The organism is Pseudodesulfovibrio tunisiensis, from assembly GCF_022809775.1.
Taxonomy (GTDB): Bacteria; Desulfobacterota; Desulfovibrionia; order Desulfovibrionales; family Desulfovibrionaceae; genus Pseudodesulfovibrio; species Pseudodesulfovibrio tunisiensis.
In genome coordinates, this window is sequence record NZ_CP094380.1 from 2,141,882 (window position 1) to 2,164,000 (window position 22,119).

Consider the following 22,119-nt stretch of genomic DNA (forward strand, 5'->3'; position numbering starts at 1 on the left):
GCCCGGCATGATCGAAATGGGGCTGATCGAACCGTTCTACAAGCTGGATCCGGACATCTGCGACGGGCTGCGCAAGCTGACCCGCCGCCGCAACCCGGACATGTTCATGCGCTACACCGACCCGCGCGGCCTGCCCGAACACACGGGAAGCGGGCGCGAAATGGGTGGCACGCTACGGACTGGACGCATCACCGGACGAGGTGGTTGTCTGCTCCGGGGCGCAGCATGCCCTGACCTGCTGCCTGACCGGACTGTTCCGGCCCGGAGACCGCATTGCCGCGGATGCGCAGACATATCCGGGCATGAAGACGCTGGCGGCCATGCTCGGCGTCCGGCTCGTGCCCGTGGCCATGGACAGGCGGGGCATGATCCCCGAGAAACTGGACGCAACCTGCGCAAAGGACAGCATCAAGGGACTGTATCTCATGCCCGGGGTGCACAATCCCACCACGGCCACCATGGACGCGGAACGCCGCGAGGCCATCGCCGCCGTGGGCCGCAAGCATTCCCTGATCCTGATCGAGGACGACGCCTACGACCTGACCGTGCAGAACGCCCTGCCGCCCGTCTCCTCCATGATGCGCGAATCCAGCGTGTACATCGCGGGCCTGTCCAAGTCCCTTGCCGCCGGACTTCGCGTGGCGTTCATGGCCTCACCAAGACCCTTGCGCCGCAGGCTGGCCCAGTCCGTGCTGAACACGGTCTGGATGACCCCGCCCCTGAGTGCGGAACTGGCCTGTCAATGGATCAAGGACGGCACCGCCGACCATACCGTGGAGATCAAGCGGGCCGAGGCGCGGCGACGCTTTCTGGCTGCCGTGGAATATCTGGACGATCTGGTCTTCTACGGCCAGCCCACGAGTTTCTTCATCTGGCTCAGGCTGCCCGAACCGTGGCGTGGCCACACATTCGAGGCTCAGGCGCGCAAGGCCGGGGTCAACGTGTTCGGCGCGGAAAAATTCACGATCGGCGACAGCCATGTTCCGGCTGCGGCCCGCCTTTCCCTGAGCGGCCCGGCAGACATCGACGAGCTGCGTCAGGGGCTGGCCGTGATCCGCGACCTGCTCCACCGCCCGGAACTTGCCGAGGAAATTCCATAGGAAATACAGCCCGGGGCAAAAAAATCCGGTCCAGCGCAACGTTGCGGTTGACATTGCCCCGGGTCAAGCTGCATTCTTTTCCGACACATTCTCAGGGCGGGGTGGAAGTCCCCACCGGCGGTAACCCGGCATGGCCGGGAAGCCCGCGAGCGCTCTCCCATCGTGGGAAGAGGTCAGCAGACCAGGTGCGAGACCTGGGCCGACGGTAACAGTCCGGAAGAAAGAGAATGAAGCATGCGTTTTTGCACGCATTCCCTGCGTGCGTCTCTTGTGGCGCGAACATCGTGCCGCCGCTGCCCTTCTTACGCCCTGATTCTGGTACCCTGAACCACTAGGAGACTGCCATGAATCAGCCCCTGCTTGACCGATTCGGAAATCCCAAAACCCGCGTGGAAAAAGCTCTGAAAGCCCTTCGCAACGGAAGCGGCGTTCTCGTGACCGACGACGAGGACCGCGAAAACGAGGGCGACCTGATCTTTGCCGCGGAATCCCTGACCGAAGACCAGATGGCCATGCTCATCCGCGAATGCAGCGGCATCGTGTGCCTGTGCCTGACCGAGGACAAGGTCTGCGACCTGAACCTGCCCCTGATGGTGGACGACAATACCAGCCAGTACGGCACGGCATTCACCATCTCCATCGAGGCGGCCAAGGGCGTGACCACCGGAGTCTCGGCCAAGGACCGCGTGACCACGATCCGCACCGCCATTGCGGACGAGGCCCTGCCCGGCGACCTGAGCCATCCGGGACACGTGTTCCCGCTTCAGGCCCGTTCCGGCGGCGTTCTGGAACGTCAGGGCCACACCGAAGCCACCGTGGACCTCATGAAACTGGCCGGGCTCAAGCCCTGCGGCGTGCTCTGCGAGGTGACCAACCCGGACGGCACCATGGCCCGCCTGCCCGAGATCATTGATCTGGCGGAAAAGAACAATCTCACGGTCTGCACCGTGAACGATCTGGTGGACTACCGCACCAGACAATAGCTCCTCCTGCCGACGTTCTCCCACAACGGCCCGTTTTCCGGCGGGCCGTTTTTTTTCGTCCATTTTCACTGGCTGTCCAGAAGGCGGGATATGCTGGAAACGAGGTCGTGCTTGAGGATGGGCTTCATGATGAAATCGCCGATGCCCACGTCGCGCAAACGATCATAGGAGACCGCGTCGGAAAAGCCGGTGCAGAGGATGATGGGAATGTCGGGCCGGATGCCAAGCATTTCCCGGGCCAGTTCCATGCCGGTCATGTTGGGCATGGTCTGATCCGTGATGACCAGATCGAACTCGGCGGCACGAAATCGGAAGGCCTCCAGCGCCTCGATCGAGGATGTTCTGGTGACCACTTCGAACCCGCAGGATTCCAGCATTTCCCGGCCAATGTCCGTGAGCGGCTTTTCATCGTCCACGAACAGGATGCGTCCCTGCCGAAACACGAGATCGGGCACGGGTTCGGCCTCGGGCCGGGCCGTTTCCACGGCCTTGGGCAGAAACACGTGAAAGGCCGCCCCCTGCCCCAGCGTGCTTTCCACCTCGATGTGCCCGTCGTGCCGCTTGACGATGCCGTGGACCATGGACAGCCCCATGCCCGTGCCCTCGCCCTGCTTCTTGGTGGTGAAGAACGGGTCGAAAATGCGCTCCAGCACGCCCGGCTCAATGCCCGGGCCCGTGTCCGAAACCGAGAGCCGCACGAACCGTTCGGGTCGGCCCATGTTCGCGGGCGGGGTCACGGGATCGTTTTCCGAGGCCTCGGTCAGCTCCACGGCAAGCACGCCGCCGTGTTCCTGCATGGCGTGGGACGCGTTGCCGCACAGGTTGAGCATGATCTGATGCATCTGGGTGGGATCGGCCAGCACCGAATCCTGATCCGTGCGGATATGCGTCACGATCTCGACATTGGCCGGAATGCTCGACCGGAGAAGCTTGAGCGCCTCCTTCATGAGCGGGACCAGATTCAGGGGATGCCGCTCCTGCGGTCCCTGTCGGCTGAAATTCAGTATCTGATTCACCAGATCGCGGGCGCGACGACCGGCCCGGGAAATCTCCCGAACGCGGCGCTCAAGCCCGGGATTGTCCCCGGCACCGGATTCGATGATCTCGGCATACCCCATGATCACGCCGAGGATATTGTTGAAATCGTGCGCAATTCCTCCGGCAAGAGTACCGAGCGCCTCCATCTTCTGGGCCAGCCGGAGCTGCTCCTCCAGCCGTCTGCGTCCGGTCACGTCGAAGAAATAGCCGCGAATTTCCGCCAGTTCACCTCGGACGCGGGCCACCACGTCGAAATTCACCAGCAGCAGCTTGCGCTCGCCGCCTCGGCGAAATTCCATCTCGTAGTTCGCCGGACGTGAAGATCGGGCCAGCAGATCAGGCAGGGGCTCGACTGCACCCATGTCCCGCCAAAGGTCGAATATGTCCGTTCCCTGCGCATCCCGGGGCGAATCAAAGCCGAACATCATGGCAAACGCCGTATTGCAGTCCATGATGAGCCCATCCGACTCGGCCACGAAATTTCCGGTGATATCCTTTTCGAAAAGCAGCCGATACCGCTGCTCGCTGGCCTTGAGTTCCTTGAGCACGGCTGCACGCTTGGCAATGTCCCGCAGCAGGCGACGGTTCGCGGCATTGAGTTCCGCGGTCCGGGCCTCGACCTTCTGGGCCAGAGTGGCGTTCAGCTCCGCGAGCCGCTGACCCGCCTGCCACTTGGAGCAGAGGGAAATCGCGATCTGCTTCAGCTCCTGCGACCGAAACGGCTTTTGCAGATACAGCAGCCGATCCGGCGGACCGACCCGGCGATTCAGTTCGGACAGGGACACGTCCGGAGCCGAGGACAGAAGCACGATCTCCATGTCCGAATCCATCTCCCGCAGCCGCTCGGCCACTTCCACTCCGGAATCCCGGCCCGGCAGACGCATCTCCACGAATGCGACGGCAAAGGGCGTCTCCCGAGTGCGCTCCATGGCGGCGAACGCCTCTTTCCCGCCTCGGCAGCGCACCACCTCGAATTCGGGTCTGTCCGCTTCGACATCGGCCTTTGCTGCAACAGGCAGGGCATCTTCCAGAAACAGGGCTTCCAGCGCGGCAGGCTCTTCCCCCTCGAAACAGAGCACGTCCCGATACAGGGTAAGCATTTCCTCGTCCGGGTCCACGGCGAGTATGCGAAAGGGGCTCGAAGTGTCAGGTGTCACCGAATTCTCTCCCTGCGGCTGTCGAAACCGCCCATGGATGGGCATGTTCCATGATACATAGGGAAAAGCGTGTGAAAAGAAAAGCCCGTCTCCGCATGCTGAAGAGCCGCCCGCCCCGGACGAATCCGAAGCGGGCGGCAATGCGGGGGAACGGCCATGTCGAAAACTCACGCCGCCGTCACAATGCCTCGCCGGGATGCGCAGGACGTTCCAGCGGATAGGCAGGTGCACGCTCCAGCTTCAGGTCGGCCAGCACACCGGGCCGGGCCTCGACAGCCTCGGCAGCCGAGGCGTATCGACCCACCATCACGCGGTACCACACGCCCTTTTCACCCAGCTCGACCTGATTGATCCACGTGGAATACCCCTGCTTCCGCAACTGCTCGCAATGGGCAAACGCCCATTCATGATCACGCCAGGAACTCACGTGCAGGCCGTAGCGGCCTTTTATGGATTCCCCGTCCGCCTGCTTCAGGGCAACCTGATGCACGGCCTTCCCGGTTGGCGCGTCCGCAGCCGCAGGGGATGCGGACGCGCCCGGGTTCTGCTCCACCTTGGGGAAAGGCTTGCGGAGCAGATGGTTCGGGGTGGAACCTTTCGAGATATCGGTCTTCACGGATTCGGCCGGAACGAACCGCGCGGCCAGACGGGCGCGCTTCAGGTTGTCCGCGGCCTTGACATAGTAGGCAGGCGACAGCTCCACGGCCCGCTCGAAATACGGCACGGCCTCGGCAGGCCGACCGTCCGTGAGCAGCACGTAGCCGAGATTGTTGTTGGCCCGGGCTTCGCCGCCCGCATACTTGAATGATTCCAGAGCCTGATCCAGCCGCCCGAGACGGGCCAGAGCCAAACCGAGATTGTTGTAGGTGCGGGCATTCAGCCCGCCCCCGGCCAGAGCGCTGCGAAATTCGTCCACGGCCCTGTCGTACTGGGCAAGGGCCAGATGAACCACGCCGAGATTGTTGTGGATCTCGCTCTTGTCATGTCCCTGATGCAGATCAAGAGCGCTGCGAAACCGCTTTTCCGCCTCGACATAGTTTCCGGCCCGGTCGCTCAGGATGCCCAGATAGTTGTGCGCCTTCCAGAGCATGGGATTCAGCTCCACGGCCCGGTTCAGATGTTCCCGCGCCTCGCGGTAGAGCCCGGCCCGGAAATACACGGTCCCGGCCTCCTGATGCGCAAGGGAATTGTCCGGTTCCATCTCAAGGACCTTGAGAAATTCGGCAAGTCCCTGCTCGTCCAATCCCTTTTCCACCAGCAGGGTCCCCTTGCGAACGCGGACCGCACTGTTTTCCGGATCAAGCTCCAACGCCTTGTTGTAATGCACGAACGCCAGCTCGGGCTTGCCCGAACGCAGCAGGTTGTCGGCCATCTGCGCATACTGGTCCGCGCTCATGGCAACGGATTCCTGCTTGCCGTACGCGAAGTCCTCAAAGGATTCGGTCTTCCTCCCCTTGCCCGCGCATCCGCCGAGCAGCAGAAGCAGGGCCAGAACGGCTATGGAAATTCGAGTGGTCTTCATGGCGCATCCCTCCCAGGCGTGAGCCTACTTGTTGATCTTGGCAAAAATGTCCACGAACAGAATCCCTGCCGGGCCCATGATGGCGATGAACAGGGCGGGCAGAATGAACCCGATGAGCGGCAGCAGCAGGAGCACAGGCAGCTTGGCTGCCTTTTCCTCGGCCCGCTGGGACCGCTTGGTGCGCATGGAATCGGAATATACGCGCAGGGTCCGGCCCACGCTGATGCCGAACATGTCGGCCTGCACCAGCAGGGACGTGAGATTGTTCAGATCCTCCAGCCCGACGCGGTCGGCAAGGGCGCGGAGCGCATCGGCCCGGGCCTTGCCCGCCCGCAGTTCCAGGGTCAGGAGCTTGAGTTCCCCGCTGATCACGGGCGCGGAAATGCGCAGTTCGTCGCAAACCCGGTCAATGGCCTGATCCAGTCCCATGCCGGATTCCACGCACACCACGAGCAGATCCAGCGCATCGGGCAGTTCATCGGACGCGGTCAGCTTGCGTCGGGACACCATCCAGCGCAGCCACAGGACCGGGCCGTACACGCCCAGCGTGGCCATGAGCACGGTCAGAAACACGGTGAGCGAAAGGGAAAGATCACTGAACAGCAGGGAGCGGAGCAGCAGGAACAGCCCGGCCAGTCCGATGGCGAGACAGCCCTTGGCCCCCTGATACACGCGCGGCGCGTCCGGGCTGCGGAATCCGGCCTGAACCAGAGCCGTGCGAGTGCGCGACACCTCGGCCTCATCCGTGGGCTGGACCCGGGACCCGACCCGCACGAACACGCGGGCAAGGGCGCGCCACAGGGACATGAACGGCATGGCAAGGGCGCGGCCCGCACCGGACGGAGTCCCGGTCACGCGCTCCCGAAGCCGGGCCGAAGCCGAGGCATTGCCCAGCCAGGCCATGACGCCGTATCCGAGGAGCAGCACAGACACGAAGGCCATGCCTGCGGCGACCATGGGAATGAGCAGTGTCTGGTTCATGCCGTCCTCCAATGCGGGTTCAAAGTCTTCCCTGCAAACTGATCAGAAATGGTGAGATGCAAGGCGCGAAAAAAATTCAAGGCCGACGCGCATGACGCAATGCGCGAAAGGTTGGATTTTTTGCAGCAACGCAGCAGATCGCCGTTTTTCATCAGTTTCCTACACCTTGATTCTGACCATGCGACGAATCACCCAGATGCCCACGCACATGGACCAGAACGCGCCCCATGCCATGGAACGACCCAGATCTGTGGTCCAGAGCAGGCTGATGTATCCGGGGTTGATGAGATACAGCAGGCCCGTGATGCCAAAGGGCATGGCCGACAGGATCAGGGCGGACAGACGGCCCTCGGCGGACAGCACCTTGACCTTGCCGAACAGGGCGAACCGTTCGCGCACCAGCCGGGCGATGTTGCCCACGATCTCGGCCAGATTGCCGCCGCTCTCGCGCTGGATGTTCACGGACACCACAAAGAACTTGAGGTCCGGACAATCCACGCGATCCAGCAGGTTCTGAAGGGCGCGGTCCGGGTCCAGTCCGAAATTGATCTCGTCCAGAGTCTGGCCGAACTCCCCGGCAATGGGATCGTCGAATTCGTCGGCAACCATGCGCACGGCCCCGCCAAAGGTGTGTCCGGCCTTGAGCGCGCGGGCCATGAGGTCCAGCGCCTCGGGAAGCTGCCGGGCAAAATGGAGCATGCGCCTGTCCCGCTTGCGCTGGAGATACCAGATGGGTGCCCGGGCCAGCAGAAAGGTCAGGATGATCAGACCGAACAGTTTGCCGATCACGACCAGTCCGACATAGACGCCGATCATGCCGAGCAGGGCGCAGGCCAGCAGATACGCGCCGGCCGACCCCTTGGCCCGGGACTGGCGGATCAGCCTTTCCACGTGCGCGGCCCAGCGCATGCGCTCCAGAAAACGGTTGAACCACGGCACGTCGCTCAATGCGGAATGGCGCAGCAGCACGTCCGGTCCCGGCGCGTCCACGGATTCCATGGCCAGCGTCCTGAGCCGGGCGCGGACCTTTTCGCCGCGTTCCTCCCTGCCCGAGCGCATGAGCGCGGAAACGCCCACGGCAAGCAGAAAGACCACGAATCCGATGACGGCTGCCGCGATCCAGTACATGCCTACCTCCCCGCCCCGGCCGGGGGCTGCGTGTGAAACATGTCCGCTGGCAGGGAACGCCCCATGCGCTCCAGCTTCTGCGCAAAGCGCGGCCGCACGCCCCGGGCCGTGAAAAAGCCCTGCACCTTGCCGTCCGGAGTGACTCCGGTCTGCTCGTAGGCGAAAATTTCCTGCATGGTAATCACGTCGCCTTCCATGCCTGCCACTTCCTGAATGCTGATCACCTTTCTGGTCCCGTCCACCAGACGGGTTGCCTGAATGATCACGTCCACGGCCGAGGCGATGTACCGCTTCATGGACTGGTTGCCGAGATTCAGCCCGGCCATGGACACCATGGTTTCCAGCCGCATGAGCGCGTCGCGCGGGGTATTGGCATGTACCGTGGTCAGGGAACCGTCGTGGCCCGTGTTCATGGCCTGAAGCATGTCCAGCGCCTCGGAGCTGCGGACCTCGCCCACGATGATGCGGTCCGGCCGCATGCGCAGGCAGTTCTTGACCAGTTCGCGCTGGGTGATCTCGCCCTCGCCCTCGATGTTGGCGGGCCGGGTCTCCAGCCGCACCACATGATCCTGCTTGAGCTGCAATTCCGCCGCATCCTCGATGGTCACGATGCGCTCGTCCTCGGGAATGAACCGGGACAGGCAGTTCAGCAGCGTGGTCTTGCCCGAACCGGTGCCGCCGGAAATGAGCACGTTGAGCCGCGCCTTGACAATGCCGTCCAGCACCAGCGCCATGTCCTCGGTCAGGGAGTTGAATCCGATCAGGTCGGCCACTTCCAGCGGGTCCTTGGAAAACTTGCGGATGGACAGGGACGGCCCGTCAATGGCCAGCGGCGGAATCACCGCGTTCACGCGCGAGCCATCCAGCAGTCGCGCGTCCACCAGCGGCTGGGATTCATCGATGCGGCGGCCCACCCGGGACACGATGCGGTCGATGATCTTGCGCAGATGGTCGTCGTCCTTGAACCGGGACGGGGTCAGCACCAGCTTGCCGGAACGCTCCACGTAGATGCGGGAATACCCGTTGACCAGAATGTCGTTCACGGTCGGGTCCTTGATGTACGGCTCGATGGGACCGAGACCGATGACCTCGTCCTGAATCTCGGAGAGCATGCGCTTGCGTTCGGCCAGATTCAGGGGCGCATTCTGGAATTCCTCCCACAGCAGCCCTTCGGCCACCTTGGCGATTTCCGCGCGCATCTCGGTCTCGGCCAGCGAGTCCAGCAGGGCCAGGTCCAGCATGTCGATGAGCCTGTCGTGCACCCGGGTCTTGATCTCGAAGAAATGTTCGGACTGGTCGGCCTTGGCCGAGCCCTGCCCGGTCCCCTGCCGACCTGATGGCCTGTTGCCGGGTCTGGTCGACGCCTTTTCCGGCTTTGCGGGCCGGGACGCCTGCCTGCCGCGATTGAGTCGTTCAGCAAGATTCATGATGCCGCTCCTGCGGGTTCACCGGTTTCGGACCGCCTGCGCCCCAGCCGGGCAAACAGGGAGAACAGGCCGCCGGACCGCTTCCCTTCCCGAGGCGGACGCAGGGCCGTGGCAATGCGGTTCACGGCGCGGGAGGCCGGAGACTTGGGAAACAGACGCAACACGGGCGCGCCCTGATTCAATGCGGCCTGCACCGCGACCGGATCGTCGGGCACGGTCCAGTCGATGGCCCTGCCCAGCACGTCTGCGGCCTCTTCCACGGAAATGGACGAATCCCCGAGCACCCTGTTCGCCACCACGCGCATCCTGCGGTCCGCATCCGGGTCCAGAGACCGGATCACGGTCAGCATGCGCCCGGCGCGCGCCAGTGCGGGCAAAGTCAGCCCCAAAGCCACGAGCACGGTGTCGGCTTCCTCGATTTCCTTGGGCAATCCGTCCTCGCCGGGCCATGCCGCGTCCACCACCACATGGGCGTAGTTCTGCCGGAGCTGGGCCAGAATCATGAACAGGGCCTGCGGATCGGGCCGTTCGCCGTCGCGCGGGGCGGGCAGCACGTGCAGCCCGTCCGGGCCCTCGGCCATGACTGATTGCAGATAGGTGGGGTCCAGCCGGGAAATGTCCTCGACCACGTCGCCCCAGGTGTATTCATGGCGCAAATCCAGAAAATGCGGCACTTCCCCGACCGGAGTGCGCAGGTCCAGCAGGGCTGTTGCCCCGGGCTCCTCCCGGTTCAGTGCCCACGCCAGATTCACGGCCAGCGTCGTGGCCCCCTGCCCCTCCTTGCCGCCCAGACAGGTGATGATCCTGCCGTGCGCCGCGTCGGGTTCGTCCTGATTCAGGCGCAGCGCCGTGCGCATGACCGCGGCCCGAAAATCCTCCTCGGCCACCGGATACCTGAGAAATTCGCGGATGCCCGCGCGCATGGCCCGGATGAGCAGATCCGGATCGGCCTCGCGCCCGGCAAGGTACACGTCGTCGGCCTGCCCGCTTTCCAGCGCCTGAATGATGTGCGGCAGGTCCTCGTCCACGGACGGCCCGGGTTCATACACGAGCACGCCCATGTCCGGCGCATCCTCGTCCTGAAGACGGACCATGCAGTTGGCCGAGATGATGCGTTCCAGCCGCTTGCGCTCTTCCGCATCCACGAGCGCCAGAGTCACGGGTATGATCCGGGTATTCATGATCGCCTCCCCTACTTGTCCCCGACCAGAGCATCGAGCAGTCCGCCGGATGTCTGCTTGCCGTTGCCGGACGGTCCCTTTTCATAGTTGCGGAACACCTTGTCCGCATATCGGCCATCCATGCCGGTCACGGGCGCGTCGCCCGCAGGTTCGGGGTTCACGTACTGGGACTGCACCGTGGATCGCACGGACGAGCCGAACGGCGGCGTGGTTTCCTCGCGCTCCACCTGCATGACCGAACAGGCGGTCAGAACAGGCAGGCCGATGAGCATCGTCAGGATCGTGATTGCGCGCATGTCGTCCTCCTCGGTCACTTGGGCCATGCATGGCCGAATTCGCCGTCAAACCCGGATTCGGGCCGGACCACGGGTTCCGCGCCGGACTGCCGGACCGTCTTTCCGCTCCTGCCTTCGCCACCCGATTCCCTGCGCCCCTCCAGCAGGCCGAGCATGTAGAATTCGTAGTCGCTCGGTTCCTTGTACCCGTCCGTGGGATAGACCTGCTTCGCCAGATCGACCGGCTTGGCCAGATGCGCGGTCACGATGATGACCAGTTCGGTCTTGTTGTTCTGGAACTCGTTGCTCTTGAACAGGGTGCCGAGCACGGGCACGTCGCCCAGCACCGGAAAACGGTGCACGTCGTTCTTGGTGGATTCGCTGATCAGCCCGGCAATGGCGAAGCTCTGGCCGTCGCCCATCTCGATGACCGTGTTGGCCCTGCGGGTGGAGATGGCCGGAATCTTGTAGCCGCTGAACTCGATGCCCTTGGACGAATCCAGTTCCGACACCTCGGGCCCGACCTGAAGATTGATGCGCCCCGATCCCAGCACCGTGGGCGTGAACTTGAGCCCCACACCGAACGGCTTGTAGTCGATGCCCACCTGCCCCATCATGCCGGGCTTGGGAATGGGCACTTCGCCGCCAACCAGAAATTCCGCGGTTTCCCCGGAAATGCACGACAGGTTCGGTTCCGCAAGAATCCGGACCAGCCCGTTGGCCTTGAGCGCGTCGATGAAGCCCATGACCTGCGTGGAGCCGGACGCATACGCGCCCACGGCATTGATGTTCTTTGTCAGCCCGATGGTGGTCTCGGTGGATGAGGCTATGGAAGTGAGATTGTTCAGAAAGGAATACACGCCGAAATTGCTGCCGATGTAGGCGAAATTGATGCCCATGCGCCTGGTCACCACCCGGCTCATCTCGGCCACGCGGACTTCCAGCAGCACCTGATGCACGCCGTCCACCTTGAGCAGGTTCGCCACCTTGCCCGGGGCCTCGGCCTCGGCCAGGGACAGCACCGTGCCGAGGTTGGCCGTGCTGGACACCGCCCCGGAAAGAGTGATGGATGCGCCCGAGGACAGAACCTGCACGTTGCGCTCGTTCGGCAGAATCTCGTGGATCAGCCGCTTGAGCCGGGTCACGTCCGGGGTCACGATCACGTCATACACATTGGCGACCGTGCTGCCGTTCCACAGGGTCAGGGTCGTGGACCCCATCTTCTTCCCGGCAAGATAGATCTGCCGCGGGGACAGCACCACCAGATGGGCGAGGTCCTCGGAAGCCAGGGTCACGCGGGTCACACGGCTTTCCGTGTTCAGCACCGTGGACTTGCCCGCCACCAGCCGGATCACGTCCGGAGTCTCGGTATTCACGTCACCCGCGCCTGCGATTCCGGCAGTCGCAAGAACCCGGAGCAGAAGCAGGCATATGATCATCATCTTCATTCCATTCATGGCCGCCTCCTAGAACCGCACGGTCTTTCTGGTGCCGCCGGAAATGATCTCCACGCGCGGACGCACGGTTCCGGTCCGACCTCTGGGAGCGGGTCTGTACGCGGACAGCGCGGAATGCACGGTCTCGCCCGAGGTGAGCACGGTCTCCTCGTCATCCGCATTGCGCAGGGCGAAATGCAGGGTGCCCTGCGTTGCGGCCAGAGCCAGTCGTTCGCTCTCGGCCGGAGTGAGTTCCAGCGTGTACACGTCCACGGGCGCGGTCCGGCTCTTTCCCTGATCCGGGGCCTGAAGCATGGTGCCCGTGGCCACGATCTTGACCCGTTCCAGCACCAGCTTGGTCACGGCCTTTTCCCCGTTGCCCCGGCGCAGGGTCACGATCACGTCCACGCGATCGCCCGGGCGCACGAATCCGGCCAGTCCCATGACCATGTTGCCCTTGACCGACATGGCGCGCTTGCCCGGCTCGATGAGCGCGGCAACCCCGTTGCCCTGAGCCGGGTCCACCAGCTTGCGGTCGGTCAGGGCCTCGTTTCCGCCCACGTCCACGCGAAGCATCCGCCCTTCCAGCCCGGAAATTTCGGAAAACGCCCCGGCGGGTCGCGCATCCTTGGGGAACTGCCGTATTTCCAGCATGTCCGCGTTCAATGTCGCGCCCCGGGACAGATCAACCTTGGTCACCACCACGGGCATGGTCGCGGCGCGCGGAGCCGGAGCCTGACGGGTCGCCATGTTCTGCATCCAGCGGAACACCAGCAGCCCGGCCACCACGGCCAGCACCAGCGCCAGAATGATGGGGATGAATGCTCTTGCTGTCCTGCTCATGTCGTGCCTCCCTTGCTATGCGCCCAGCAGCGAGCCGGTCTGCGCCGCGTTGACCGCCAGTGAAATTCCGGTGCCCACGGCAATGGCCACGCCGTAGCAGAGCCTCGGCATGGGCTTTTCGGTCCTGACCGGAGCGTACCGGAATCGACGAATGGTCAGCAGAAACAGAAAGGAAAGCCAGATATTGGCAAGGACCGCCTTGAGCAGCTCGATGTCCCGAGCCATGACCAGCAGGGCGTACACCCCGCCCACCAGACAGGTGAACAGAAAAGCGGTGAACAGCGCGTCCGGGCCGAGCCATGCGCCGATCCCGGCCATGAGCTTGACGTCGCCCGCGCCCATCATGCCGAAAAGAAAGGGAACCACCATCAGGCCGAAACCGAGGCCGAACCCCTTGGCCGCGAACAGCAGTCCGTCCGGACCGCTCACGATTCCGTGAACGATCAGGCCCGCCAGCATGAGCGGATAGGTGACGAGATTCGGGATGCGCTGATCCCGGAGATCAGTGACCGAACTCACGACAAGCGCCGTGGCCAGCACCAAGGTGACGAAATATTCCATGTCCCCCCCGAATGATCCTGCCGTCCGCCGCGTCCGTCTCCGCTTTCCCCTTCGGAGACAGAACCGGGGCCTGGGGCGTTTCTACCCGCAAGCCCCGGCGCTTCTGGCTGCTTCTGTTGCTTCGAGCCTTTTCCGCGTTGCGCGGCCTCCCTACGGAGTCGTCTCGGTGCCGGTGTCGGTGCCGCTGGATGTGGCGCCGCTCATGCTGTTGGCAATGGAATTGAAGGTATTGGTCACCTGCGTGCCCAGAGCCGTGACAGCGCCCACGATGGCCGCCGCGATCAGAGCCGCGATCAGACCGTATTCCAGAGCCGTGGCGCCTTCTTCACTCTTGATCAGATGCATCAACATGATTCTTCTCCTTGGTTTCCCGATTTGTTTCCCTGAACGGAAATTTTTCTTCATGCGGTTTTCGCATCAGCCTTGCCCCCCCTATGAGCAACCCGTGTGCCACAAGCAGAACCGCTCCGTGGAATTTCCATTCAACCAACCGCAACCAAAGATGATTTTTTTTGTCTTTCAGGCAGGAGTCCCAAATCCAGCCATTTTCCCCGAACCCGGAATCCATTTTTTCTAGAGCGCAGTTTCGGAGTAAAAAAGTCGGATTAAAGCACTAAATCCTTGGATCACGGCAGGATGAAATTGTCCATTTTTCGTGGATCACTCCATTTTTCCAATCAGGCATGCCTTCGGCGACCCTCCCGGGAGGCTGGGCGCTGCCCAGACCCGCCAAGGAGCAAGGCCCCTTGGATCCCCATATGTTTCGGGAATTGGAAGAGGCCGGAGCCATGCCCTGTCGGGACATGTCTCCGGCCTCTTCCAATTCCCGAAACGGGTGGCTCGAAAACAGTTTTCCACTTCTATCGATAGACAGCCGGGTCCATGCCGTGCTTGCGGAGCTTGTTCCAGAGGTTCTTGGGCGAGATGCCGAGCAGGGTTGCGGCCTCGGTCTGGATGCCGTGCGTGGAGCGCAGGGCATGGGAGATGAGGTTGCGTTCATATTCCTGCAATGCCTGCTTGAGCGGCAGGGAAGTATTGAGGGTGGGTGCAGACGCCGATTCAGGCTGTTTGTTGGAAAAGGCAAGGTCCACTTCCGCGGGAGTAATGGCGGTTCCCTTGCAGAAGATGGCGGCCCGCTCGACCGCATTGGCGAACTGGCGCACGTTGCCGGGCCAGCCGTAGTTGTAGAAGATTTCCATGGCTCCGGCGGATACGGAGGCAATGTCCGTGCCCAGACGCCGGTTGGCGCGTTGCAGGAAGAACTCGGCCAGAAGCGGCAGATCTTCCTTGCGATCGCGCAGGGGCGGCAGCACCACGGTCGCCACATTCAGACGATAATAGAGGTCGCTGCGGAACTCCCCGTCCTCCACGCGCTGCTCCAATTCCTGATTCGTGGCCGCAATGATACGCACGTCGTAGTGCACGGGCACGGCCCCGCCAAGACGTTCGGCCTGCTTCTGCTCCACGGCCCGAAGCAGCTTGGGTTGCAGATGCAGGGGCATGTCCCCGATTTCATCCAGTAGCAGACAGCCGCCCCTGGCCAGTTCGAACTTGCCCTGTTTGGTGGCCGTGGCCCCGGTGAACGCGCCCTTTTCATGACCGAAGAGTTCGCTTTCCAGCAGATTTTCCGGAATGGCCGCACAGTTGATCTTGACGAACGGTCCCTTGGCCCGACGGCTCAGGGCGTGGATGGTGTCGGACACGAGCTCCTTGCCGGTTCCGGTCTCGCCCGTAACCAGCACGTCCGCATCCAGTTCCGCAATGCGGGCAATGCGTTCCTTGACTGCAAGCATGGGCGGGCTCTGGCCGATGATGGCCCCCAGCGGACTGTCCTTGCCAGACTGCCTGAGCCGGGCAAGCTCCTGCTGCATGCGGCGTTTTTCCAGAGCGCGACGGATGACCACTTCCATTTCCCCGAGGCTGAAGGGCTTGGTGAAATAATCGTAGGCTCCGTGCTGCATGGCACGCACCCCGGAATCCTTGGACGAGTAGCCGGTCATGACGATCACGTCCACGCCGGGTGCAGCCTCGGCCAGATGCGGCAGGGCGTCCAGCCCGGACATGCCCGGCAGCTTGATGTCATGCAGGATCAGATCGAACCCGCCGCGTCCGGCCTTGCGAATGCCCTCCTCGGCAGTGGGCGCGGTGTCCACCTCGTATCCCTTGTCCAGAAGGGCTTCCACCAGCATGCCCTGAAAAGCGCGGTCGTCATCGACCACCAGAATCCTTTCCGTCACTTCGCCATCCTTGTTGCGTTCATGACCACACCTTCACGGTACGGCGGCCGAACATCTTGTTCCATTAAAAATGGATTTCCGGGCGTAACAAATAATATACGAATATGACCTGAAAAAGGTCACAAACTTTTTATTCGTTTTCTTTCCGGGATGTTGGCAATCCACATTTCCGCGATCCACGAAAATGGCACATGGGTTGCTCAACGGGAAATGGATTCGCAGAAGCGAACAGGGAGAGGAGATGAACAGAGGAAAATCACGAAAAGGCATGGCCGCAGTCGAACTCGCGCTCATGCTTCCGGTGGTGGCAATCCTGCTGCTGACCATGCTGGAAGGGGCCAATGCCATGCGCGCCTATTCCACGCTGGTGGAAGCGAGCCGCGAAGGCGCGCGCCTCGTGCTCATGGAAGGCAACGGGCACAATGTGGAACCGCTGGTCGCCGCGCTCACGGATTCCCTGCACGGAAACAGCGCCGTGGCCACCGTGACCACGGACCAGACCGGAAAAACCGTAACCGTCGAGGTTTCCTATGACTACCAGCCGTTCGGCAGCAGCGAGTCACTGGATGCGCTCATGGGAGACCAGGGCTTCCAGCTTCATGCGCGCACCACAATGCCCCTGCCGTGAATCCGGAAGACATGGTGCAGCCAGCACGGTCGTGGCCCTGCTCATCCCGGTGCTCGTGGCCGTGGCAGGACTGGTCCTTGATCTGGGCAATCTGTACCTGACCCATACGCGGCTTCAGGCTGCCGTGGACGCGGGCGCGCTCGCCGGCAGTCTGGAACTGCCCTACGACCCGGACCTGTCCAAAGGCGTGGTTGCCCGGGCAGCCGAGGACATGGTGCAGACCAACTTCCCGGACGCGATGCTGGACGGGATATCCCCGGGCAGCGAGGTGCGTAGCGTGGTGGTCCGGGCCAGCGCCGACGTGAAACTGCTCCTGCTGGGCTTTCTGGGGCTGGCCGACCGCACGGTCACGGCCGAGGCCGCAGCCGGGTTCAACAATCTGGAAGTGGTGTTCGCCATCGACAATTCCGGGTCCATGCGCGGCACGCCCATCGATCTGGTCAAGCAGGCAAGCTGCGAACTCATCGACCTGCTCATCCCGACCAATGCGCATCCGGCCACCAAGGTCGGGCTGGTGCCCTTCCGGGGCAAGGTACGCGTGGGCGAAGACGTGGACGGATTGCCTGCGGGCTGCCGCAATGCGGACAACAGCCTGAACTCGGGCATCCACGAGGATTTCATGTCCATGTACTGGCAGCTCCCCTACTACTATCGCAGCCGGATCACTCTGGACACCTGCTCCAGCATCCCGGAATCCATGCCCCTGACGCAGGACAGAAACGCGATCATGGCGGCAGTGGAATCGCAGACAGCCACGGGCGCGGCTTCGGGCACGATCATTCCCGAGGGCATCAAGTGGGCCAGACACATGCTCACGCCCGAGCCCCCCTATGATCAGGCCGGAGACAGGGACGAATTCCGCAAGATCATGATCCTGCTCACGGACGGGGACAACGAGGACGGCGAATGCGGCGGGCCGTACCGGGCCAGCTACCGGCCCAACAACTACTGGACCAACGCCTGGTTCGGCATGGGCCGCGACGATGCACACTGCGAGGACGACGGCGTGCTGAATCAGGCCATGCTGGCCGAAGCGCAGCTCGCCCGGGATGCGGGCGTGGAAATCTTCTGCATCCGATTCGGCAACTCGGACAATACGGACGTGGCACTCATGAAGGCCGTGGCCTCAAGCACGCCGGGCACGGACGACCACTACTTCGACGCCCCGTCCGTGTACGACATTCCGGACGTGTTCAAGCAGATTGGCAAGCAGCTCGGCTGGCGACTGCTGCATTAGCAGCCAGTTGCAGAAAACAGGAACGCAGACTGTTCGGAAACCGCATGAATTGATGTATTCGGACAGTCTGCCGGGAGAAAATCATGAGACAACGGAAAAGCACGTTCCGACGTGGCATGGCCGCCGTGGAATTCGCCCTGCTGTTCCCGGCCGCAGTGGTGCTCGCTCTGGGGCTGATCGAAACCGGCAGCATGCTGCATTCGTGGCTGGCGGTGAACAAGGCTGCGCAGGTGGGCGCACGGTTCGCGGCCACGGGACAGGGCGTGGAACAGGGCGACAGGCTGGAACGCATCCGGGAGACCGCGCTCCGAGCCACGAGTGGGATTCCCCGGGAAACCGTGACGGTTTCCGTGCGCTCGTGGCCGGACCTTGACGCGAACGGGGACGGTGTGGACAGCGATCCGGGCGCGCCCTGCGATCTCGTGGAGGTGGCCGTGGCCTGCGATCATGCGCCGTCCATTCCGGTAATCAGCGCGTTTCTGCCCGAATCCATCCGCATATCCGGCAGGGAGCGCAAGCGCAACGAACCGTGGAAGCCATGCCGATCGCCCGGCAACCGTTGACATGCCTGATTATCATTGCCTTTTTACACTCGATTCGATATACGTTTCTTCCAGCGCCGACTCCCGGCGCAACAGGGAAAACAATCAGGCCACGGAGAACGGTTTTGTCGGAATATCCCCAGATTCTCGGCGTGTATTCGCTGCAACTGGACGCGGAAATCGGCACGGGCGGCACCCAGAAACGGCACGAAAACGTGACCTACTGGTATGCACGCCAGACAGCACCGGACACGTTCGAGGTCCAACCCCTGAATACCCACCATGTGCCTTCCGGCGTGCGCAGTACGCTTTCCGAAATCGACTTTCTCAAGCAATACACCCCGGAACCCAGCTATTACCGCATCCATACGGTCCCGGCTCTGGAATCCCTGGCTCGCAAGCTGCGCATGGGCGAGGAAGCCTTTGCCTCGGGGAATCTGGACGAGGCCGAACGCCAGTTTCTCAAGGCCCTGATGATCGACGACAAAAGCGTCGAAGCCAACTACGGTCTCGGCGAGGTCTATTCCGAACAGAAGGACTTCCGCAAGCTCGCCACAGTGCTGAACACCCTGCTCGGCCTTGACGAGGCGTTCTCCTACGTGCACCGCCAGCGATTCAACAAGTTCGGCATCAGCCTGCGCAAGAACGGGCACTACGACGAGTCGATCCGCTACTACAAGAAATCCCTCGAAATAAACGAGTCCGACGAGAACGTCTATTTCAACCTTGCCCGGGTCTATTTCGACAAGGGCTTGAGCGACAACTGCATTACCACATTGGAAAAAGCCCTGCACATCAATCCCGGCTTCGTGGAAGCGCAGAAATTCCTCAAGTACTGCCGCGCCCATTCCGCAGCCTGACCTCGACGCTGGCATTGTCCCGGCCTGCCTGTGCCAGCTCAACTCCGGGACACGACCGCAGGCGCATTGCCGCGCAGCCCTTTCATCATGGCCTTCACTTCATCCTTCACCTTGAGAAACGCGTTCACCACGATGGGGTCGAACTGCGTCCCGGAGCAGTGCCGAATTTCCAGGCAGGCCGACTCAAAGGATCGGGCGCCCCTGTAGGGCCTATCCTGAAGGATGGCGGAAAGGGAGTCCGCCACTGCGATGATGCGTGCGCCAAGGGGAATGCCGGCGGAACGCAATCCGCCCGGATAGCCCTTGCCATCACACCGTTCATGATGGTGGCGCACCATGTCCACGATTCCGGTATCCTTAAAGAACGGCACGGGGTCGAGAATCTCCGCGCCCATGTCCGGATGACGGCGCACCAGCTTCCATTCCGCGACGCTCAGAGGGCCCTGCTTGCCAAGCACCGCGTCCGGCACGCCGATCTTGCCGATATCGTGCAGATGCCCGGCAACATGGATCAGGTCGGCAACGCCCGGGGAAAGCCCCATTGCCAGAGCTATGCGCTGCGCGATTTCCGCCACCTCCTCGGAATGCAGGCTGGTGTGCGGGTCCTTGGCGTCGATGGCAGCGCCAAGGGATTCCGCGAACTGGTGAATGACCGTTGCGGCGGCAGTCCTGGGTTCGACCAGCCCGTACACGGCACGGGTCATGTCGCGGCGAAGAGAGGAAGAGACATCTGTCCGGCCCGCCAGAACCGCAGGCCGGACAACAGGAGGCAATGTGGACATCAGGCGGCTTCCGCCTTTCCGCCCAGGCGGTCCAGATTGGTGCGGATGACGCGATGCAGCACGCTGTCCGGCGCCTCGCGGCCCGTTGCCTTCAGCGCGAGAATGAAGCAGGCCCGTGCCTCGGAAGTCCGGCCGGAAAGCTGATGCACCAAGCCCATGTTGTTGCGTATTTTCGCCTCATGCAGCGGCAGTTTCATGGCCTGAGCCATGGAACGGGCCTGATCGAGCTGAAAAAGTGCGGTTTCCATCCTGCCCTCATGGCAGGCGCTCATACCTTCGCGATTCAACATGCCGAGAGTTCGAAGCTGTCCCATTGTCTTTCTCCATTGTTGCAAATGTCCTGCTTTGCCAATGCAAAGCAGGTGGAATACATCGCTCCGAAGACAGGCCTCGGCACAGGGCAACGCCGCCCCTTGAAACAGGCAAATGGAATTGTTCCGCTTTCCGCATGGCCTCTGTTGTAATGAAATTGAAATTCATTTTCAAGTTATTTCTTTCATGAAAGACAGCAAATCGATACTTTTCCTTCAACCAACCGGAATTGCAGGCGATACTTTGAAATGAAAAAAAGCTGTCCGCCGCATATGGAAAAAAAATGAAGGAATGTATATGCTTTTCCAAACACAAAAAGAGGAATCAGCGTGGCGCAATTTCTCGGGTGGATGACGGCGCTCTGGCTCGTCCTGACAGGATCGGCTCTGGCGGACGACATCCTGCGCATCGCAGTGGAAGATCATTACCCGCCGTTCAGCTATGCCGACTCGCTGGATCGGCCTGCGGGCTTCAACGTGGACGTGGGCCGGGAACTGGCCCGGGTTCTGGGCATGACTGCCAGAATCACGGCAAAAGCCTGGGACGACCTGCTGCCCGGCCTCGGGCGGGACGAGTACGACATCATCGTGGCCTGCATGGCCAGCACACCGGAGCGGGAGGCTGTCGCAGACTTCACGGACTGCTATTTCCGATCCATCACCGGATTCGTGGGCCGCGTCAGTCTGGGCCACGACATCTCTCCCGAAGCGCTTGCCGGACTGGTGCTCTGTTCCCAGCAGGGCACGGCGCAACTGGCCTATCTTGAAAAGAACTACGGCAAGGTCTGCACGATTCGGGCAACCCCGACCATGAATCAGGGATTCGACGATCTGCTGGCCGGAAGAACGGATCTGGTACTGACCCCACTCCTCGCCGCCTTCGAGTTCCTCAACAACCAGAAGACGGACGCGTTCGACATGGTCGGCCCGGCCCTGTCCAAATCCCAGTTCGCCCACGCCCCCGCCTGCATTGCCGTGCGCAAGGGCGAGACCGAACTGGTGGAAAAACTCAATCAGGCCATACGCCAAATCCGGGTCGACGGTTCCTTCGCCGCCATCTGTCTCAAATATTTTCCGTTCCGTCTCTACTGATTCCCCTTCTCTCCTTTAAAAGGAAACGGCGGAAGGCCCCCTCTTCCTTCCGCCGCACTGTCAATCCGTTTGCAAAAAACTATCTGCCACGGCCTCCGCCGCCCATGCCACGGCCTCCGCCGCCCATGCCACGGCCTCCGCCGCCCATGCCGCGACCGCCGCCGCCCATGCCACGGCCGCCGCCGCCCATGCCGCGACCTCCGCCGCCCATGCCACGGCCTCCGCCGCCCATGCCGCGACCACCGCCGCCCATGCCTTGGCCCATGCCCTGACCAGCGCCGAAGCCCTGCCCCGCATTCGCAGGAGTCGCGTTCGATCCAGCCGAAGCAGGAGCATTGCCGAGATATTCGTCAATGGCCTCCCGGACTGTGGCGGCCTGCGTCTGATAAATGGCGATCCCGGCCTGCTCAAGCGCATTCTGCGCCTTGGGCCCGACCTGACCGGAAATGACGACATTGGCACCATTGTCGGCGGCGAGCTGGGCAGTCTGGATGCCCGCGCCCTGCGCCAGACTCATGTTGCCGGAATTGTCCACGTAGACATGCTGGCCGGTTTCGGTGTCGAACACCACCAGACCGGAGCATCTGCCGAATCTGGGATCAACGGGATCGGCCGGTCCCGTGCCCTGAACGCTTACAGCGATCTTCATCGAATCAACCTCTTCAAAGTTACAGGTTACACCTGTCCCCTAGCACCGGCCATGCCAGCACGTAACCGCTTGAAATCCTGTCTTGCAAATCATTTTCAAGGCGCAGGATGCTTTTTTTCCATGAAAAACAGGGCGCATTCTGCGTCCTT

Annotated in this window: 22 protein-coding genes and 1 riboswitch; of the genes, 7 read left to right on the plus strand and 15 right to left on the minus strand. The window is 62.4% G+C overall.

Features of this window, described 5'->3' with window-relative positions:
* Positions 1-164 precede the first annotated feature (164 nt).
* Together MPN23_RS10535 and ribB are read left to right on the plus strand one after the other, a co-directional pair.
* Complete coding sequence (locus tag MPN23_RS10535; RefSeq protein ID WP_243544166.1) at positions 165-1,100, plus strand: aminotransferase-like domain-containing protein; 936 nt, start codon at positions 165-167, stop codon at positions 1,098-1,100.
* A gap of 83 nt (positions 1,101-1,183) precedes the next feature.
* Positions 1,184-1,333, plus strand: a riboswitch (FMN riboswitch).
* 111 nt (positions 1,334-1,444) lie between these two features.
* Positions 1,445-2,083, plus strand: coding sequence for a 3,4-dihydroxy-2-butanone-4-phosphate synthase (gene ribB, locus MPN23_RS10540; protein ID WP_243544167.1), 639 nt, complete (start codon positions 1,445-1,447; stop codon positions 2,081-2,083).
* Positions 2,084-2,148: 65 nt separating this feature from the next.
* Here ribB and MPN23_RS10545 read toward each other — a convergent pair whose 3' ends face one another.
* From MPN23_RS10545 to MPN23_RS10600, 12 genes are all read right to left on the minus strand, one after another.
* Positions 2,149-4,278, minus strand: coding sequence for a hybrid sensor histidine kinase/response regulator (locus tag MPN23_RS10545; RefSeq protein ID WP_341540073.1), 2,130 nt, complete (start codon positions 4,276-4,278; stop codon positions 2,149-2,151).
* Positions 4,279-4,456: 178 nt separating this feature from the next.
* Entirely contained in the window at positions 4,457-5,800 is a 1,344-nt protein-coding gene (locus tag MPN23_RS10550; RefSeq protein ID WP_243544168.1) for an SPOR domain-containing protein, read from the minus strand.
* Between the two features lie 24 nt (positions 5,801-5,824).
* Positions 5,825-6,781 (minus strand): type II secretion system F family protein, encoded by a 957-nt coding sequence (locus MPN23_RS10555; RefSeq protein ID WP_243544169.1) that lies wholly within the window; start codon positions 6,779-6,781, stop codon positions 5,825-5,827.
* A 159-nt stretch (positions 6,782-6,940) separates the two neighbouring features.
* Entirely contained in the window at positions 6,941-7,909 is a 969-nt protein-coding gene (locus MPN23_RS10560) for a type II secretion system F family protein (RefSeq protein ID WP_243544170.1), read from the minus strand.
* Positions 7,910-7,911: 2 nt separating this feature from the next.
* Positions 7,912-9,336 carry a TadA family conjugal transfer-associated ATPase gene (locus MPN23_RS10565; protein ID WP_243544171.1) on the minus strand — a complete coding sequence of 475 codons (1,425 nt, stop codon included), beginning with the start codon at positions 9,334-9,336 and terminating at the stop codon, positions 7,912-7,914.
* Positions 9,333-10,517: a CpaE/TadZ family protein gene (locus MPN23_RS10570; protein WP_243544172.1), complete on the minus strand. Its 1,185-nt coding sequence runs from the start codon at positions 10,515-10,517 to the stop codon at positions 9,333-9,335. Before MPN23_RS10570 ends, MPN23_RS10565 begins: the two co-directional genes overlap by 4 nt.
* Positions 10,518-10,528: 11 nt before the next feature.
* Positions 10,529-10,813, minus strand: coding sequence for a hypothetical protein (locus MPN23_RS10575; protein WP_243544173.1), 285 nt, complete (start codon positions 10,811-10,813; stop codon positions 10,529-10,531).
* Between the two features lie 14 nt (positions 10,814-10,827).
* Positions 10,828-12,249, minus strand: a complete 1,422-nt coding sequence (locus tag MPN23_RS10580) for a type II and III secretion system protein family protein (RefSeq protein ID WP_243544174.1) — start codon at positions 12,247-12,249, stop codon at positions 10,828-10,830.
* 9 nt (positions 12,250-12,258) lie between these two features.
* Complete coding sequence (cpaB, locus tag MPN23_RS10585; RefSeq protein WP_243544175.1) at positions 12,259-13,071, minus strand: Flp pilus assembly protein CpaB; 813 nt, start codon at positions 13,069-13,071, stop codon at positions 12,259-12,261.
* 15 nt (positions 13,072-13,086) lie between these two features.
* Complete coding sequence (locus tag MPN23_RS10590; protein WP_243544176.1) at positions 13,087-13,632, minus strand: A24 family peptidase; 546 nt, start codon at positions 13,630-13,632, stop codon at positions 13,087-13,089.
* Between the two features lie 150 nt (positions 13,633-13,782).
* Positions 13,783-13,983, minus strand: coding sequence for a Flp family type IVb pilin (locus MPN23_RS10595; protein ID WP_243544177.1), 201 nt, complete (start codon positions 13,981-13,983; stop codon positions 13,783-13,785).
* Positions 13,984-14,492: 509 nt separating this feature from the next.
* A complete protein-coding gene (locus MPN23_RS10600; protein WP_243544178.1) occupies positions 14,493-15,869 on the minus strand; it encodes a sigma-54-dependent transcriptional regulator in 1,377 nt (458 codons plus the stop codon).
* Positions 15,870-16,110: 241 nt separating this feature from the next.
* Here MPN23_RS10600 and MPN23_RS10605 point away from each other — a divergent pair, with 241 nt between their 5' ends.
* The 4 genes from MPN23_RS10605 to MPN23_RS10620 all read left to right on the plus strand — a co-directional run bounded on the left by MPN23_RS10605 (position 16,111) and on the right by MPN23_RS10620 (position 19,136).
* Positions 16,111-16,497: a TadE family protein gene (locus tag MPN23_RS10605; protein ID WP_243544179.1), complete on the plus strand. Its 387-nt coding sequence runs from the start codon at positions 16,111-16,113 to the stop codon at positions 16,495-16,497.
* A complete protein-coding gene (locus MPN23_RS10610; RefSeq protein WP_243544180.1) occupies positions 16,469-17,734 on the plus strand; it encodes a VWA domain-containing protein in 1,266 nt (421 codons plus the stop codon). The genes MPN23_RS10605 and MPN23_RS10610 overlap by 29 nt, the downstream gene beginning before the upstream one ends.
* 83 nt (positions 17,735-17,817) lie before the next feature.
* Positions 17,818-18,297 (plus strand): TadE/TadG family type IV pilus assembly protein, encoded by a 480-nt coding sequence (locus MPN23_RS10615; RefSeq protein WP_243544181.1) that lies wholly within the window; start codon positions 17,818-17,820, stop codon positions 18,295-18,297.
* A 104-nt stretch (positions 18,298-18,401) separates the two neighbouring features.
* Positions 18,402-19,136 (plus strand): tetratricopeptide repeat protein, encoded by a 735-nt coding sequence (locus MPN23_RS10620; protein ID WP_243544182.1) that lies wholly within the window; start codon positions 18,402-18,404, stop codon positions 19,134-19,136.
* A 38-nt stretch (positions 19,137-19,174) separates the two neighbouring features.
* Here the strand turns inward: MPN23_RS10620 and MPN23_RS10625 are convergent, their stop codons facing one another.
* Both MPN23_RS10625 and MPN23_RS10630 read right to left on the minus strand, forming a co-directional pair.
* Positions 19,175-19,918, minus strand: coding sequence for an HD-GYP domain-containing protein (locus MPN23_RS10625; RefSeq protein WP_424450049.1), 744 nt, complete (start codon positions 19,916-19,918; stop codon positions 19,175-19,177).
* Complete coding sequence (locus tag MPN23_RS10630) at positions 19,918-20,232, minus strand: tetratricopeptide repeat protein (protein WP_243544183.1); 315 nt, start codon at positions 20,230-20,232, stop codon at positions 19,918-19,920. Before MPN23_RS10630 ends, MPN23_RS10625 begins: the two co-directional genes overlap by 1 nt.
* A gap of 327 nt (positions 20,233-20,559) precedes the next feature.
* Between MPN23_RS10630 and MPN23_RS10635 the strand changes: the two genes are divergently transcribed.
* Positions 20,560-21,321 (plus strand): substrate-binding periplasmic protein, encoded by a 762-nt coding sequence (locus MPN23_RS10635; protein WP_243544184.1) that lies wholly within the window; start codon positions 20,560-20,562, stop codon positions 21,319-21,321.
* Between the two features lie 79 nt (positions 21,322-21,400).
* Here MPN23_RS10635 and MPN23_RS10640 read toward each other — a convergent pair whose 3' ends face one another.
* On the minus strand, positions 21,401-21,970 hold the full coding sequence (locus tag MPN23_RS10640; protein ID WP_243544185.1) for a NifB/NifX family molybdenum-iron cluster-binding protein: 570 nt from the start codon (positions 21,968-21,970) through the stop codon (positions 21,401-21,403).
* Positions 21,971-22,119 lie beyond the last annotated feature (149 nt).

What these genes read in the sequence shown, in the direction of transcription:
- ribB (WP_243544167.1), top strand. Translation starts at nt 1,445, where the DNA reads ATGAATCAGCCCCTGCTTGACCGATTCGGAAATCCCAAAACCCGCGTG.
- MPN23_RS10550 (WP_243544168.1), bottom strand. Translation starts at nt 5,800, where the DNA reads ATGAAGACCACTCGAATTTCCATAGCCGTTCTGGCCCTGCTTCTGCTG.
- MPN23_RS10555 (WP_243544169.1), bottom strand. Translation starts at nt 6,781, where the DNA reads ATGAACCAGACACTGCTCATTCCCATGGTCGCCGCAGGCATGGCCTTC.
- MPN23_RS10560 (WP_243544170.1), bottom strand. Translation starts at nt 7,909, where the DNA reads ATGTACTGGATCGCGGCAGCCGTCATCGGATTCGTGGTCTTTCTGCTT.
- MPN23_RS10565 (WP_243544171.1), bottom strand. Translation starts at nt 9,336, where the DNA reads ATGAATCTTGCTGAACGACTCAATCGCGGCAGGCAGGCGTCCCGGCCC.
- MPN23_RS10570 (WP_243544172.1), bottom strand. Translation starts at nt 10,517, where the DNA reads ATGAATACCCGGATCATACCCGTGACTCTGGCGCTCGTGGATGCGGAA.
- MPN23_RS10575 (WP_243544173.1), bottom strand. Translation starts at nt 10,813, where the DNA reads ATGCGCGCAATCACGATCCTGACGATGCTCATCGGCCTGCCTGTTCTG.
- MPN23_RS10580 (WP_243544174.1), bottom strand. Translation starts at nt 12,249, where the DNA reads ATGAATGGAATGAAGATGATGATCATATGCCTGCTTCTGCTCCGGGTT.
- cpaB (WP_243544175.1), bottom strand. Translation starts at nt 13,071, where the DNA reads ATGAGCAGGACAGCAAGAGCATTCATCCCCATCATTCTGGCGCTGGTG.
- MPN23_RS10590 (WP_243544176.1), bottom strand. Translation starts at nt 13,632, where the DNA reads ATGGAATATTTCGTCACCTTGGTGCTGGCCACGGCGCTTGTCGTGAGT.
- MPN23_RS10595 (WP_243544177.1), bottom strand. Translation starts at nt 13,983, where the DNA reads ATGTTGATGCATCTGATCAAGAGTGAAGAAGGCGCCACGGCTCTGGAA.
- MPN23_RS10605 (WP_243544179.1), top strand. Translation starts at nt 16,111, where the DNA reads ATGAACAGAGGAAAATCACGAAAAGGCATGGCCGCAGTCGAACTCGCG.
- MPN23_RS10610 (WP_243544180.1), top strand. Translation starts at nt 16,469, where the DNA reads ATGCGCGCACCACAATGCCCCTGCCGTGAATCCGGAAGACATGGTGCA.
- MPN23_RS10615 (WP_243544181.1), top strand. Translation starts at nt 17,818, where the DNA reads ATGAGACAACGGAAAAGCACGTTCCGACGTGGCATGGCCGCCGTGGAA.
- MPN23_RS10625 (WP_424450049.1), bottom strand. Translation starts at nt 19,918, where the DNA reads ATGTCCACATTGCCTCCTGTTGTCCGGCCTGCGGTTCTGGCGGGCCGG.
- MPN23_RS10630 (WP_243544183.1), bottom strand. Translation starts at nt 20,232, where the DNA reads ATGGGACAGCTTCGAACTCTCGGCATGTTGAATCGCGAAGGTATGAGC.
- MPN23_RS10640 (WP_243544185.1), bottom strand. Translation starts at nt 21,970, where the DNA reads ATGAAGATCGCTGTAAGCGTTCAGGGCACGGGACCGGCCGATCCCGTT.